The sequence below is a fragment of the Arthrobacter sp. G.S.26 genome, assembly GCF_050847375.1.
Lineage (GTDB): Bacteria > Actinomycetota > Actinomycetes > Actinomycetales > Micrococcaceae > Arthrobacter.
In genome coordinates, this window is record NZ_CP193752.1 from 2,527,732 (window position 1) to 2,541,703 (window position 13,972).

The following is a 13,972-nucleotide window of genomic DNA, read 5'->3' on the forward strand; positions in this document are numbered from 1 at the left end:
GTTCAGGGGTCACGGATTTTCCGTTCCTGCGCCGGACGGATCCTGGCCCCGGTCCATGAACCTGCCGTGCCGGGCCTGCTGCTGTTTGGCGGGATCCCAGCGCTCCGCCGGAGGCTCTTCGTTCCGGAGGGTGGCGAGCAGTTCCGTGATGGCGTCCATGATCGCCTCGGTGGCGCCGGAGAGGGTGGCTTTGTCCAGCGGCCGTCCTTCGAAGGCACTCAGGTCGACGGGGTCGCCCACCAGGACACGAGAGTGTTTCCGGGGAAAGAGGTGGAAGCGTTTGCCGTAGCGGGGGAAAACTTCGTGGGCGCCCCAGTGGGCAATGGGCACCACGGGGATGCCGCCCTCAAGGGCGAGCCGGGCGGCCCCGGTGTGGCCCTTCATCGGCCACAGGTCGGGGTCACGGGTCAGGGTGCCTTCGGGGTAGATAACGATTGCCCCGCCCTCGGCGACAACTTCCTGGGCGACCTGCAGCGAGCGGTTCGCGCCCGCCGTCGAGCGTTCCACGGGAATCTGTTTGGTGGAATGCAGCAGCCAGCCCAGCGCCGGGACCTTGAAGAGCCCGGCCTTCGCGAGGAAGTGCGGCGCCCGCTTCCGGTTATAGAGCATATGCCCCACCACCAGCGGATCAATTTCCGTGCAGTGGTTGGGCGCGGCGATGAAGCCGCCCGCCGGCAGCTTCTCCGTCCCTTCCCATTTTTTGGCCATCATGACGTTCAGGAGGGGACGGACCACGCCGGCGATGAAAATGAATGTGGCTCTGCTGAGGGCCGGTTCCTTCACGGTGGCCCCGCTACTTGGTGGTGGTGATGTCGAAGTCGGCGCCCAGGCCGGCGAGCTTTTCGGTGAAACGCTCGTAGCCGCGGTTGATGATGTCGATGCCGGTGACACGCGAGGTGCCGGTGGCCGCCAGCGCCGCGATCAGGTGGCTGAAACCGCCACGGAGGTCCGGAACGTCGATATCTGTTCCTGTGAGCTGGGTGGGTCCGGAAATCACGGCGGAGTGCAGGAAGTTCCGCTGGCCGAAGCGGCAGGGCACGCTGCCCAGGCATTCGCGGTGCACCTGGATGCTGGCACCCATGCGGATCAGCGCATCGGTGAAGCCGAAGCGGTTTTCGTAAACGGTCTCATGCACAATCGAGACGCCTTCGGCCTGGGTCAGGGCCACCACCAGCGGCTGCTGCCAGTCGGTCATGAAGCCGGGGTGCACGTCGGTTTCCAGGACCAGCGGGTTCAGTTTTCCGCCCCGGTGGTAGAAACGGATGCCGTCCTCGCCGATGTCCATTCCGCCACCCACCTTGCGGTAGGTGTTCAGGAAGGTCATCATATCCCGCTGCGATGCGCCTTCCACAAAAATGTCGCCGCGGGTGACCAGCGCCGCGGAAGCCCACGACGCCGATTCGTTGCGGTCCGAGAGTGCGCGGTGGTTGTAGCCGCCAAGGTCACGGACGCCCTCGATGCGGATGGTGCGGTCTGTCTGGACGCTGATGATGGCGCCCATTTTCTGCAGCACCGCTATGAGGTCGATGATTTCCGGCTCGGTGGCCGCACCGGAAAGCTCCGTGATGCCCTCCGCCCGGGTTGCGCTGAGCAGCACCTGCTCTGTGGCGCCGACGGAGGGGTACGGCAGGGAGATCTTGGCGCCGTGCAGGCCCTTGGGGGCGGAGATGTGGATGCCGCCGGGTCGCTTCTCCACGACGGCACCGAACTGGCGCAGGACGTCCAGGTGGTAGTCGATGGGCCGGTCGCCGATCTTGCAGCCGCCCAGGTCGGGAATGAAGGCCTCGCCGATCGCATGGATCAGGGGCCCGCAGAGCAGGATGGGAATCCTGGAGTCGCCGGCGTGGGCGTCAATGGCGGTGCTGGAAGCTGTCTTGGCAGCTTTGGGGTCCAGGGTCAGGTCGCCCGTCACCGGGTCCTTCGCGACCGTGACGCCGTGCAGCTGCAGGAGGGAGGTCACCACCTCCACGTCCTTGATCTCCGGTACGTTCCGCAATACGGAGGGTTCGTTTCCCAGCAGCGCAGCCACCATCGCTTTGGGGACCAGGTTCTTGGCCCCCCGGACGGTGACGCGGCCTGTAAGCGGGACGCCGCCGCGGATTGTCAGAACACTACTCATTTACCGGTTTCCTTACGATCACTCGCCCCCAAGTCCTTGCAAAGGCTCCCACCAAGCATAGGAGGTGGCTTTACCGAACCGAAATAAGCGGGGCCGAAAGCAGGGCGTGGCGGTAAACACCACGGCAACAAAAAAGGGGTGGCACCCGTCCTGGACTGCAGGACGGGAGCCACCCCGCTGTGAGGCGGGAGCTACTGTGACAGCCGCGCCGGAAGGGTTTTCGGCTTGAAGACCGGCCGGGTGGCTTCGTAAGCGGTGATGTCTTCCTCGTGCTGGAGGGTCAGGCCAATGTCGTCCAGGCCCTCCAGTAGGCGCCAGCGGGTGTAGTCGTCGATTTCGAAGGGCGCCACGATGTTGCCGCACACCACGGTCTTCGACTCGAGATCAACCGTGACCTGGGTTCCGGGGGCGTTCTCCAGTTCTTTCCAGATCAGCTCGATGTCATCCTGGGCAACCTCGGCGGCCAGGAGGCCCTGCTTGCCGGAGTTGCCGCGGAAGATGTCCGCGAAACGGGATGACAGGACGGCTTTGAAGCCGTAGTCCTTCAGGGCCCAGACGGCGTGCTCGCGGGAGGACCCGGTGCCGAAATCAGGGCCGGCCACCAGCACCGAGCCGGTGTTGTAGGGCTCCTGGTTCAGGATGAAGGCGGGGTCCTTGCGCCAGGCGGAGAACAGGGCGTCCTCGAACCCGGTACGGGTGATGCGTTTGAGGTACACCGCGGGGATGATCTGGTCCGTGTCAACGTTGCTCTGGCGCAGCGGGACGCCGGTGCCGGTGTGCTTGGTGAACTTTTCCATGGCGTGTCCTAGGCTGCGTCGATGCGGATGGCGGCGGATTCGGGGGCCGGCTCAAGGTCCGAGGGGGAGCTGAGCGTGCCGCGGACTGCGGTGGCTGCAGCGACCACCGGGGAGACGAGGTGGGTGCGCCCACCCTTGCCCTGCCGGCCTTCGAAGTTGCGGTTGGAGGTGGAAGCGCAGCGCTCCCCCACCTCAAGCTGGTCCGGGTTCATGCCCAGGCACATCGAGCAGCCGGCGAACCGCCACTCGGCACCGAAGTCGGTGAAGACCTTATCCAGGCCCTCGGCTTCGGCTTCGAGCCGGACCCGGGCCGAGCCGGGTACCACCAGCATCCGGATGTTCGGATCCTTGACCCGGCCGCGGACGATGTCCGCGGCCGCACGGAGGTCCTCCATGCGGGAGTTGGTGCAGGAGCCCAGGAAGACCGTGTCCACCCGGATGTCCTTCATCGGCGTACCGGCGGTCAATCCCATGTACTGCAGTGCGCGTTCCGCGGCGGCCTTGGCGTTTTCGTCGCCGAAGTCCTCCGGGCGCGGCACGGACTGGGACAGCGAGACGCCCTGGCCGGGGTTGGTGCCCCACGTAACAAACGGCTCCAGCGTGTCGGCGTCAAGGTCAACGCTGACGTCGAAGGTGGCATCGTCGTCGGTGCGCAGCGTGTTCCAGTATTCGACGGCGGCGTCCCAGTCCGCTCCTTCGGGAGCGTGCGGGCGGCCCTGCATGTAGGCGTAGGTGGTTTCGTCCGGAGCGACCATGCCTGCGCGGGCACCGGCCTCGATGGACATGTTGCAGATGGTCATCCGGGCGTCCATGGACAGCGCGCGGATGGCGGAGCCGCGGTACTCCAGGACGTAGCCCTGGCCGCCGCCGGTCCCGATCTTGGCGATCACGGCCAGGATAATGTCCTTGGCCGTGACGCCGGGACGCAGCGTGCCTTCAACGTTGATGGCCATGGTCTTGAACGGCTTCAGGGACAGCGTCTGGGTGGCCATCACGTGCTCCACCTCGGAGGTGCCGATGCCCATCGCCAGCGCACCGAAGGCGCCATGGGTGGAGGTGTGCGAGTCGCCGCACACTACGGTCATGCCCGGCTGGGTGAGGCCCAGCTGAGGGCCCACCACATGCACGATGCCCTGTTCGGCGTCGCCCAGGCTGTGCAGCCGGACCCCGAATTCCGCGCAGTTGTTGCGCAGCGTCTGGATCTGGGTGCGGCTGGTCAGGTCCGCGATAGGCTTGTCGATGTCCAGTGTGGGGGTGTTATGGTCCTCCGTGGCGATCGTCAGGTCCGGACGGCGCAGCGGCCGGCCCGCCAACCGGAGGCCCTCAAAAGCCTGCGGCGAGGTAACCTCATGCACCAGGTGAAGGTCGATGAAAAGAAGATCAGGCTGGGCGTTGGCTCCTTCGCCGTCCCCTTTACGCACCACATGTGCGTCCCAGACCTTCTCGGCCAATGTCTTTGCCATGGCCATCTCCCTTCACTGCTGTTTGGCTGAATAGCTCAACTGAATCAGTACGGCTCTGCAATCCGCCAGCCGAAAGATTTGCATCTCAGATAATGAGACGGCAATATCATTACATGGACAATTCTAGTGGAGTCGGCGTCATTGATAAAGCGGCCCATGTACTTGACGCGCTCGAGGCCGGCCCGACCACCTTGGCGCAGCTTGTGGCTGCCACGGGACTGGCCCGTCCCACGGTTCACCGCCTGGCCCTGGCCCTGGTGCACCACCGGCTGGTCAGCCGCGACATCCAGGGCCGGTTCGTGCTGGGCAGCCGCCTCGTGGAGCTCGCCTCCGCCGCCGGCGAAGACCGCCTGATCGCCTCTGCCGGCCCCGTCCTGATGCAGTTGCGCGATGCCACCGGCGAAAGTGCGCAGATTTTCCGGCGCCAGGGTGACTGGCGCGTCTGCGTGGCGTCCGCTGAACGGCCCATCGGCCTGCGCGACACCATTCCCGTGGGCACCCAGCTGTCCATGAAGGCCGGCTCAGCCGCGCAGGTCCTGCTCGCCTGGGAGGACCATGACCGCCTCCTTGAAGGCCTTCAGTCAGCCCGTTTCACGCCCACGGTCCTGGCGGGCGTCCGCCGGCGGGGCTGGGGGCAGAGCCTCGGCGAGCGCGAGCCCGGGGTCGCTTCCGTCTCGGCACCGGTGCGCGGCCCGTCCGGCCGGGTCATCGCGGCCGTCTCCATTTCGGGCCCGATCGAACGGCTCACGCGTCAGCCCGGCAGGTTGCACGCCGAAGTGGTTTGCAACGCAGCCCGGGTGCTGACCGAGGCACTGCGCAAAAACAACGACTGAGCCCTCCCCCGCGGGCGCGCCGGGCCGCTAGGCTTTCGGGCATGGGCAGCTACGCAGTTTTTCTCCGCGGCATCAATGTAGGCGGGATCAACATCAAGATGGCGGACCTCCGCAAAGCCCTGGTGGAGCGCGGCTATCCAGACGTGCGGACGCTCCTGGCCAGCGGCAACGTGGTGCTTTCCAGCACCTCGGCCGCAGCGGACGTCAAAAAGGACATCGAGGAATGCCTGCGGAAGGCCTTCGGCTATGACGCCTGGGTGGTGGTCCTGGCGGCCGGCAGGGTTGCCCAGCTGGTGGCCGCGTGCCCTTACCCCGAGGACGACAAGTCCACCCACACGTACGTGACCGTGTCGTCGGAGCCGGCGGCACTGGACGACCTGATGGCGGCAGCTGCAGACCTGCCTGAATCCAGCCGGCAACGCCTTGCCCCGGAGGCCGTTGCGTGGCTGGCTCCTGCGGGCGGGACCCTGGACAGCCCGTTCAGCAAACTCACCGCCAAACCAAAATTCAAATCGGCCACCACCACCCGGAACCTGCGCACCCTCATCAAGGTGCGTGACGCCGTCGCGGTGTTACAGGCCGCAGCGCAGTAGCCTGCGCCCGGGCCGTAAACGCGCGGCCGGCTCTGGCTCCCCTACCTGGCTGAGGCCTTCTTGAGGGCCACAGCGAAGGCTGCGGACCGATCCACCGCCCGCTCCACCGGGCCCACCACCTGCTCCTGGGCCACGGCAGCCACCGCCATATGGAGGCGACGCCGGGCCGTGGCCGCCCGCGCGGCTGCTGCGCCGGCCGCGAGGAACCTCCCGGCGAGGGCCAGGAGAATCCCCAGGACCACACCCAACCCGATCAACACCGTGGGGACGGGCCAGCCTTCCACCCGGGGAACCTCCGGCACGGGCAGTTGCAGGTAGCCCAGGCCGGCCAGGACCGCCAACCAGCCAAGTCCCGCCGCGGCCGTGAGCAGTGCCAGCCATTGCACCACATTGAACACTCCCCACCAACAGGACCTCTTGTTGGCAGCGAGGTCTGTTCCCGCAATGGCTTGGTCCAGCGCGTCAGGCAACCGGTCGCGTGCCTCCCGGGCCGCAGCCCGAATGGCCGCGCGCCACGGACCCGGAGCCCCCGCGCCGGCGGCATCAGCAAATGCGCGGACCGCAGCGTCAGTGCGTGCCTGTTCCGGAGCTCCGGCCGGGGGCAGCGACGTCCGGTTCACTTCGGCAGGGGCGCTGCTGCGCAGGTTGAGCCGGCGCAACGGGTCAGGCCGGAACCTCGCCAGCCAACGGGTGACAGGCCAGCCGGTCCTGCGGGTTGCCTCCAACCGGTAGGAGCGGGCCACAGCGCGCACCACCACCGGGACGTTCGCCGCGGCGGCCAGTTCCGCCGCCAGCTGCTTCCTGGACGCCGGCTGCACTCCAGCGGCCCTGCCGGATCCGGACACGGCAGCCAGCTCCTCTGCCGCCCTGGCCACATCCGCAGCCAGCCGCTGTCCTTGTGCCCTGCGTTGCACGGCAGCGGTGCGGATGGCCGTCCGCACCGCGTCAACGCCTTGTCCGGTCACCGCGGATGCAGCCAGCACCCGCACCGCGCCCAGTCCTTCACCGGAGAGGATGCCACGGAGTGATTCGAGGACCGGTGCCACATCGGGCGACGGCAATCGGTCCACCTGGTTCAGCACCACCAGGGTCACGGCGCCGTGGGCTGCCAGCGGTGCGAGGAAGCCCTGGTGCACTGCTGCATCGGCGTATTTCTGCGGGTCCAGGACCCAGACCAGCACATCCACCAAGCCAACCATCCGTTGAACAACGGCGCGGTTGGCTTCCCTGGTCGAGTCGAAGTCGGGCAGGTCCAGCAGGATCAGCCCGGTGGACTCGTCCGCGAAGCCTTCCACCGGATCTGCCCGGTGCCGCTGGCCCACATCGAGCCAGTCGAGGATCGGTCCGCTGCCGTCCGCACCCCAGACGCCTGCCAGTGGTTCCGATGTGGTGGGACGGCGGGCGGCCGTCATCGCGATGTCTGCGCCACTGACGGCATTGAACAGCGAGGATTTCCCGCTGCCCGTGGCGCCGAAAAAACCCACCACCGTATGGTCGGCGGACAGCGAGCGGCGTGAGCTGGCACGCGCCAGGACCTCCAGCACTGCCTGCAGCGGCGGCTCGGGAAGGACGCCGGCCGCCGCGTCAACGGCGTCGTGCAGCGCCTGCAGCCTGCGGTCCAGGCTTGAGAACTCCCTGGGCCCGCTATGGCGGCTCACGCCTGCTCCGCGAGCCGGAGCAGGTCCCGGGACTGCGCAGCAAGGGCCTGCGTGGCGGCGTCCCCGGTTTGGGGCAGCAGGCTGAGGAATGTCTGCTGCTCGTCCGCCAGGAGCCGCACGCAGCGGGCGGCGAGGTCCTCCCGTGCCTTCTCCGCCATCCGGCGCACGGCATCCTCACCAAACACGGCTTCAAGCAGCCGCTGGCCCACCACGGCCGTCCCGCCGGCTACCCCCACCTCGAGTCCGGTGAGCCCGGCGGTCATGGAAAAAACCACAATCATCAACGCGGCGCCGAGCCCATTGATGCCGAAGGAAAGCCACCGCGCCTGTGTCCGCTTCCCCTGGCCCTCAGTCCGGATGAGCTCCATCAGGGCTTCCTGCCAGGCCCGGATTTCGGCCGAAGCGCGGGCACCGAAGCCGGGCGAGGTGGTGGACAGGTCCGCGGCCCCGAGGAGGTGGCGGCCGGCAGGGTCGGAGCGCCACCACTGGTCTGCCTCCTCGGCGGCCTTCGCTGCCTGGTCGGTGATGACAGCAAGCAGGCCGGTTTCGATGGCAGCTTCCACTCTGACCGCGGGCTCCGGTTCGCCCCGGAAAAACGCACCCATGCGGTCCCGGAAGCGGCCCACATTCTGTTCCAGGGTGCGGAAGAACTCGCCGGTGCCCACAAAGTCCTGCCACCGGGCCAGCACCTCGCCCCGAAGCAGCGCGCCGTCCCTGCTCGCCTCGAGGATCCGGGCCGCGGCATTGCTGTAGGCAGCCTCAGCACCGTCCGCCAGCCGTGCCGCGGCGTCCCGCTGTTCGTCCGACGCCTGGGCGACAACGGAAATCCGGGCCGCCAGCGCCCGGACTGCGCCGTTAAGGGTGCGCCGGGCAACCCCGGCCCGGCCGGCGGCATCGGCAGCCAGTTCTTCCAGCCACGTCCGCAACGGCCCGACCATCCCGACGGGGAGCATGCCCCGGACGTCAGGGCTGGTCTCGGGGATCACAAAAAGCCGGGCGGCGCCGAGGCCTTCCCGGTCCAGGAGGGAACGCAGGTCCGCGCTCACTTCGTCTTCGGCGCCGGGCGGAACACGGTCCAGCACCACTGCCACCATAATGTCCCGCGACGCGGCATTCAGGAGCAGCTGCCAAGGCACGGCATCGGCGTACCGGTTCGCCGTGGTGACAAAGATCCACAGATCGGCGGCCGCCAGCAGCTGGCCCGCCAGGGCACGGTTCCCGTCGGCGATGGAGTCCACGTCCGGGGCGTCGAGGAGGGCGATCCCTTGGGGGACCGCGGGGTCAGCCAGGAGCTCCAGGGCGGGCGCGGTAGCCGGGCTGCCCGGATCCGGTGGCCCCGGTGTGTCCGCCAGCGGGCCCCTGATCCGGCCCAGGCCCGGCAGCACCCGTTGGCCGTCAAACCAGCGCCCTTCCGAGGGGTGGTGCAGAAGGACGGGCTGGCGGGTGGTTGGCCGGATGGCACCGGAGCGGGTGACGGGATGGCCCACCAAGGCATTGACCAGCGTGGATTTGCCGGCGCCGGTTGATCCGCCGACGACGGCCAGCAACGGCGCCTCCAGGCTGCGGTAGCGGGGAAGGATGTAGTCATCAAGCTGGGCGACGGCATTGGCGGCATCCCGGCGGGCCTGGCCGGCGGCGGGCAATTCGAGTGGCAGGGTCACCGCGGCAAGGCCACTGCGGACGGCTTCAAGCAATTGCACCGCGGCGGAATCGTGCGGTCCCTGCGCTGGGACCGTGGTGTGCGGCTCGTTCCGGGTGGTCACAGGACCATCATGCCAGTTTGGTTAAGCAAAAATGGTCCCGGGCGGATGCCCGGGACCATTTAATGTGTGACCCCAGCGGGATTCGAACCCGCGTTACCGCCGTGAGAGGGCAGCGTACTAGGCCGCTATACGATGGGGCCAAGTACTTCCGTCCCGCATTCCTGCCGGACAAGCTCAGTGATTATTTCATACACTTTGCTTCCGTTTCAAATCGGCGGACCGGATGAAACGTTCTGGGTGAACAGCTTTTCAGCCTTCCAAACAGAGCTGGGATACCAGGACTCGAACCTAGAATGACGGTACCAGAAACCGTAGTGTTGCCAATTACACCATATCCCAATGATACTTTGGGGCCGGAATTCCGGGCTTTCGCCCCGCTCCGTGCGCCTCAGCACGAGAAATTACTCTACCCGAGTCTCGCGGCTCGCACAAATCGGCGAGCTGCCGTGTCCTGGGCCGCCTTCAGGGCAGGAAGGTCCCGGACAGGAAAGGTCCGTCAGCCGCAGCTGACGGACCTTTCCTGATGGCAGGCACTCAGCGGTCAGGGAACCAGTTCGGACAGGGACTGGACCACGGGACCGCTGTAGCCCGCGCCGGGCTCCCCTGTCCTGTTGAGCCAAACGCCCAGCAGGCCTGCCGCCGTCGAGCCTTCCGCGTCCAGGAGCAGGTTGTCGCCCACGTAGAGGGTCCCGCCTGGCTCCGTGCCGAGGAGCCGGACACCCTCGAGGTAGATGGCAGGATCGGGTTTCACAACGCCCAGCGTGTCTGTGCCCACCAGCGTGCCAACGCGGGACAGCCCGGCGCTGTCCAGCTTGGCCCGCTGGTAGTCGTGGACGTTGTTGCTGACCGCACCGTAGGGAATCCCGGCGGCGTCCAGAGCGTCCAGGAGCGGCAGCACATCCGGAAACGGTTTGACGTAGGTCGGCTGTTTATCGGCGTAGGCCATCAGCCAGCGGTGGGATTCGACCTCATCCACCAGGTCCACCCCGAAGTGGCCCAGGGCCGCGCGTCCCCGCAGCAGCCGCTGTTCGTTGAACGTCAGCTCCCCGGCGAGGTAGGAATCGTAGTAGTGGGTGCTTTCGTGGGTAAAGATCCGGCCGAAGCGGTCCCAGCCGGCCTGGTCAAGGCCCGGCAGGAGGTGCTCGCTGACTTCGCGCAACGCGGTGGTCATGGCGTACCCCAGATCCACCAGGGTGTCGTCGATGTCAAAGAGGATGCCCGCGACGCGCCCGAACGGCGTCGCCAGGGCCCGGCCCTGCCCGGTGCCTGTGCCCGGCATCAGCCGCCGAACATCCGGAGCCGGCGGAGCGAGGATTCCTTGCCCAGGATTACCATGGATTCAAACAGGGGCGGGGAGATCCGGCGGCCGGAAACAGCAGTGCGGACGGGGCCGAACGCCAGGCGGGGCTTGATGCCCATGCCTTCGACCAGGGCTTCCTTCAAGGCTGCCTGGATGCTCTCCGGTGTCCAGTCCTGGACCGGCTCGAGGGCGGCAATGGCGGCAGCAAGGACCTCCGCCAGGTTTTCGGGCAGCCCCTTGCGGGCATCGTCCGCAACGTCGATGGCGTCGTCGGCCTTGAACAGGAAGGCCAGCATCTCCGGCGCCTCGCCCAGGAGGGTGATGCGTTCCTGCACCAGCGGTGCGGCCTCCGTCAGGATCTGTTCCTCGCGATCCGTGAGGATCTCCCCCACCAGGCCGGCGGTGCGGAGGTAGGGAACCAGCCGTTCACGGAACACCTCGGGCGGCAGCAGGCGGACATGGGTGCCGTTGATGGCTTCGGCCTTTTTCAGGTCGAACCGGGCGGGGTTGCCCAAAACATCGTGGATGTCGAAGTTCTCCACCAGCTGCTCCACCGTAAAGATGTCCTCGTCCGCGCTCAGCGACCAGCCCAGCAGGGACAGGTAGTTCAGCAGGCCCTCGGGGATGAAGCCCCGTTCGCGGTGCAGGAAGAGGCTGGACTCGGGATCGCGCTTGGAGAGCTTCTTGTTGCCCTGGCCCATAACGTACGGCAGGTGGCCGAACTCCGGCATGTATTTGGCCACACCCACCGCGTACAGCGCGCGGTACAGCGCGATCTGGCGGGGTGTGGAGCTGAGCAGGTCCTCGCCCCGCAGGACGTGGGTGATCCCCATCAGGGCGTCGTCCACCGGGTTGACCAGGGTGTAGAGCGGTGCGCCGTTGGCACGGACCACGGCGAAGTCGGGCACTGATCCTGCGCGGAAGGTGATCTCGCCGCGGACCAGGTCGTTGAAGGTCAGGTCCTCGTCCGGCATCCGCAAACGGAGCACAGCCTCCCGGCCCTGGGACTTGAAGTCAGCCACCTGTTCCGCGGTGAGGGAACGGTCAAAGCCGTCGTAGCCAAGCTTCGGGTCCCGGCCCGCGGCGCGGTGGCGGGCTTCGATCTCGTCCGGGGTGGAGAAGGATTCATAGATGAAGCCCCCCTCCCGCAGCCGGGCGATGACGTCCTGGTAGATGTCGCTGCGCTGGGACTGGCGGTAGGGTTCGTGCGGGCCGCCCACCTCGACGCCCTCGTCCCAGTCGATGCCGAGCCACTTCAGCGCGTCAAGAAGCTGGTGGTAGCTTTCCTCGCTGTCCCGGGCGGAGTCGGTGTCCTCGATCCGGAACACCATGGTGCCCTTGGTGTGGCGTGCGTACGCCCAGTTGAAAAGGGCGGTCCGGATGAGGCCCACGTGCGGGGTACCCGTGGGTGACGGGCAGAAACGGACCCTGACGGGCGTATCCGCGGTGACGGACGGGATGGAGGCAGCATTTGACGCGGGAGCAGTAGTCATAGTGGCTTCAACTTTACCGCCTGCCACCAGCCCCGCTACGAACCGGCCCCGCGTCTCAGCCCCGGCTGCCGCCTGGCCGGGACCGGCGCCGCAGCACGCGCACCAGATAGTAGCCGGCCAGCAGCACGCCGAGGCCAAGGAAGACCAGCACCAGCCAGACCGGGCCGCCCAGCCAGTGCACGGCGCGCCCGGCCATGGCGAAGGTGCCCACACAGGCCACGGCGTACGTCAGGAAGGACCGGACGGTGCGGGGGCCGGTCAGCAGCCGGCGGGTGGCCTCCCACTGGCCGGCGTCGGCGGGTACCCTGCGCAACGCTCCCCCGGGCCGGCCTTAGCGGCGGACGATCGGGTTGGACAGCCGGCCGATGCCTTCGATTTCCACCTCGAAGCGGTCCCCGGCCGTGACGAGACCCACACCGGCGGGGGTGCCGGTCATGATCACGTCGCCGGGAAGGAGGGTGAACGCCCGGGACACCACAGAGACGAGTTCGCGGACGCCGCGGATCATTTGGCTGGTGTTGCCGTCCTGGCGCAGTTCACCGTTCAGGCGGCCCTGGATCTGCAGGTCCTCGGTGTCCAGTTCGGTTTCGATCCACGGCCCCAGCGGGGCAGAGGTATCAAAGCCCTTGGCGCGGGCCCACTGAAGGTCGGTTTTCTGCACGTCCCGGGCCGTGAGGTCGTTGCCGCAGGTGTAGCCGAAGATCACGTCGTCAACCCGCTCCTCGGGGACGTCCTTGCAGATCCGGCCGATCACCACGCAGAGTTCGGCTTCAAACGAGATTTCCTCGGAGAATTCCGGCAGCACCACGGGATCGTTGGGACCCACCACGGCGGTGTTGGGCTTCAGGAACAGCAGGGGCTGTGCCGGCACTTCGTTGCCCAGTTCCTCGGCGTGGGCGACATAGTTCCGGCCAACGCCGATGACTTTGCTGCGCGGGATGATCGGGGCCAGCAGCCGGACGTCCTCCAGCTTGTGGCGGACGCCGGTGCGCTCCACCCCATTGAAGAAGGGGTCACCCTGGATGACAGTGACTTCCTCACTGCCGGCATCACCTTCAACAACGCCGTAGAGGGGATCGGAATCAACAACAAACCTGGCAATACGCATGGTCCCTAGCCTACCGTCCCGGCCGCGCCACTCCGCCGGCTACTGTCCGCCGCCACCTTCGCGGAGGTAGTGGAGCTGGGCAGCGACGGACAGTTCCGCCGCCCGCCGGACGGAACGGTCGACGTCGGCATAAACAGCGTCCGCCACCGCACCGGCGGTGGCGTCCCGGCCCAGCCGCTGCAGCGCGGCGCGGACCTGCACCAACCTGCCCTGCCGGTGCTCCCGGTAGGCAGCGGCCGCCGCCGCCACCGACGGCAGAACCGGACCATGCGCGGGCAGCACCGTCGCCGGACCAAGCTCCGCGAGCCGGTCCAGGCTGGCCAGGTAATCCCCGAGCGTGCCGTCCGGGAAGTCCAGCATGGTGGTGCCACGGCCCAGGATGGTGTCGCCGGTCAACACCGAACCGGTCCCGGCCTGGTCCGCCGGCAGGTGGAAGCAGACCGAATCCGAGGTATGGCCGGGAGTGGCAAGGACGGTGATGTCCACACCGGCGGCCAGGATCACCTCATTGTCCCGGACCGGCGGCCCGCCGTGGCAGTGTTCCGGGAGGGCGGCCCGCACCGGTGCGCCGGTGAGTTCCTGCAGGCGGCGCGAACCCTCGGTGTGGTCAGCGTGCCGGTGGGTCACCAGGATCAGCACCACCCGCCGTTGCCCGGCCAGGGCCTGCAGGTGGCCTTCGTCCGACGGGCCGGGATCCACCACCACCACGTCCGGAGAGCCCGGCCGCCGGACCAGATAGGAGTTGGTTCCGTCCAGGGACATGGGCCCGGGGTTCGGGGCCAGGATGGACTGTGTCAGCGGGGAGGTGCGCTGCGGGGCGGGTCCGGAAGCGTGTGTCACCACAC

The 13,972-nt window shown here is 67.6% G+C and carries 13 protein-coding genes and 2 tRNA genes; 2 read left to right on the top strand and 13 right to left on the bottom strand.

Going from position 1 to position 13,972, the window contains the following annotated elements; all coding sequences use genetic code 11:
- Positions 1-9: 9 nt before the first annotated feature.
- From ACRB8A_RS11525 to leuC, 4 genes are all read right to left on the bottom strand, one after another.
- On the bottom strand, positions 10-783 hold the full coding sequence (locus tag ACRB8A_RS11525; protein WP_050687240.1) for a lysophospholipid acyltransferase family protein: 774 nt from the start codon (positions 781-783) through the stop codon (positions 10-12).
- Positions 784-793: 10 nt separating this feature from the next.
- On the bottom strand, positions 794-2,119 hold the full coding sequence (gene murA, locus ACRB8A_RS11530) for a UDP-N-acetylglucosamine 1-carboxyvinyltransferase (RefSeq protein WP_050687242.1): 1,326 nt from the start codon (positions 2,117-2,119) through the stop codon (positions 794-796).
- Between the two features lie 191 nt (positions 2,120-2,310).
- The gene (leuD, locus tag ACRB8A_RS11535; RefSeq protein WP_050687244.1) at positions 2,311-2,916 is read right to left on the bottom strand and encodes a 3-isopropylmalate dehydratase small subunit; all 606 of its coding nucleotides are present in this window, start codon (positions 2,914-2,916) and stop codon (positions 2,311-2,313) included.
- An 8-nt stretch (positions 2,917-2,924) separates the two neighbouring features.
- Positions 2,925-4,379, bottom strand: a complete 1,455-nt coding sequence (gene leuC / locus ACRB8A_RS11540; RefSeq protein ID WP_050687293.1) for a 3-isopropylmalate dehydratase large subunit — start codon at positions 4,377-4,379, stop codon at positions 2,925-2,927.
- Between the two features lie 113 nt (positions 4,380-4,492).
- On the opposite strand from leuC, the gene ACRB8A_RS11545 reads away from it, so the two are divergent.
- Positions 4,493-5,212 carry an IclR family transcriptional regulator gene (locus ACRB8A_RS11545; protein ID WP_050687245.1) on the top strand — a complete coding sequence of 240 codons (720 nt, stop codon included), beginning with the start codon at positions 4,493-4,495 and terminating at the stop codon, positions 5,210-5,212.
- A 41-nt stretch (positions 5,213-5,253) separates the two neighbouring features.
- Positions 5,254-5,805, top strand: coding sequence for a DUF1697 domain-containing protein (locus ACRB8A_RS11550; protein WP_050687247.1), 552 nt, complete (start codon positions 5,254-5,256; stop codon positions 5,803-5,805).
- A 41-nt stretch (positions 5,806-5,846) separates the two neighbouring features.
- On the opposite strand, the gene ACRB8A_RS11555 is transcribed toward ACRB8A_RS11550, so the two are convergent.
- The 9 genes from ACRB8A_RS11555 to ACRB8A_RS11595 form a co-directional block, all read right to left on the bottom strand.
- Positions 5,847-7,463 carry a GTPase gene (locus ACRB8A_RS11555; RefSeq protein WP_432244741.1) on the bottom strand — a complete coding sequence of 539 codons (1,617 nt, stop codon included), beginning with the start codon at positions 7,461-7,463 and terminating at the stop codon, positions 5,847-5,849.
- A complete protein-coding gene (locus tag ACRB8A_RS11560; RefSeq protein ID WP_050687252.1) occupies positions 7,460-9,226 on the bottom strand; it encodes a dynamin family protein in 1,767 nt (588 codons plus the stop codon). The genes ACRB8A_RS11555 and ACRB8A_RS11560 overlap by 4 nt, the downstream gene beginning before the upstream one ends.
- 67 nt (positions 9,227-9,293) lie before the next feature.
- A tRNA-Glu gene (locus ACRB8A_RS11565) sits at positions 9,294-9,366 on the bottom strand.
- A gap of 127 nt (positions 9,367-9,493) precedes the next feature.
- Positions 9,494-9,565, bottom strand: a tRNA-Gln gene (locus ACRB8A_RS11570).
- A 202-nt stretch (positions 9,566-9,767) separates the two neighbouring features.
- Positions 9,768-10,505 (bottom strand): HAD family hydrolase, encoded by a 738-nt coding sequence (locus ACRB8A_RS11575; protein ID WP_056597335.1) that lies wholly within the window; start codon positions 10,503-10,505, stop codon positions 9,768-9,770.
- A complete protein-coding gene (gltX, locus tag ACRB8A_RS11580) occupies positions 10,505-12,019 on the bottom strand; it encodes a glutamate--tRNA ligase (RefSeq protein WP_050687256.1) in 1,515 nt (504 codons plus the stop codon). Before gltX ends, ACRB8A_RS11575 begins: the two co-directional genes overlap by 1 nt.
- A 55-nt stretch (positions 12,020-12,074) precedes the next feature.
- Entirely contained in the window at positions 12,075-12,332 is a 258-nt protein-coding gene (locus tag ACRB8A_RS11585) for a hypothetical protein (RefSeq protein ID WP_050687258.1), read from the bottom strand.
- Positions 12,333-12,350: 18 nt separating this feature from the next.
- A complete protein-coding gene (locus tag ACRB8A_RS11590; protein WP_050687260.1) occupies positions 12,351-13,127 on the bottom strand; it encodes a fumarylacetoacetate hydrolase family protein in 777 nt (258 codons plus the stop codon).
- Positions 13,128-13,166: 39 nt separating this feature from the next.
- Positions 13,167-13,967 (bottom strand): MBL fold metallo-hydrolase, encoded by an 801-nt coding sequence (locus ACRB8A_RS11595; RefSeq protein ID WP_432244742.1) that lies wholly within the window; start codon positions 13,965-13,967, stop codon positions 13,167-13,169.
- Between the last annotated feature and the right edge of the window lie 5 nt (positions 13,968-13,972).

Bases quoted from the DNA above. Each gene is read 5' to 3' on its own strand.
- leuC (WP_050687293.1), bottom strand. From the start codon at position 4,379: ATGGCAAAGACATTGGCCGAGAAGGTCTGGGACGCACATGTGGTGCGT.
- gltX (WP_050687256.1), bottom strand. From the start codon at position 12,019: ATGACTACTGCTCCCGCGTCAAATGCTGCCTCCATCCCGTCCGTCACC.
- ACRB8A_RS11550 (WP_050687247.1), top strand. From the start codon at position 5,254: ATGGGCAGCTACGCAGTTTTTCTCCGCGGCATCAATGTAGGCGGGATC.
- ACRB8A_RS11545 (WP_050687245.1), top strand. From the start codon at position 4,493: ATGGACAATTCTAGTGGAGTCGGCGTCATTGATAAAGCGGCCCATGTA.
- murA (WP_050687242.1), bottom strand. From the start codon at position 2,119: ATGAGTAGTGTTCTGACAATCCGCGGCGGCGTCCCGCTTACAGGCCGC.
- ACRB8A_RS11575 (WP_056597335.1), bottom strand. From the start codon at position 10,505: ATGCCGGGCACAGGCACCGGGCAGGGCCGGGCCCTGGCGACGCCGTTC.
- leuD (WP_050687244.1), bottom strand. From the start codon at position 2,916: ATGGAAAAGTTCACCAAGCACACCGGCACCGGCGTCCCGCTGCGCCAG.
- ACRB8A_RS11590 (WP_050687260.1), bottom strand. From the start codon at position 13,127: ATGCGTATTGCCAGGTTTGTTGTTGATTCCGATCCCCTCTACGGCGTT.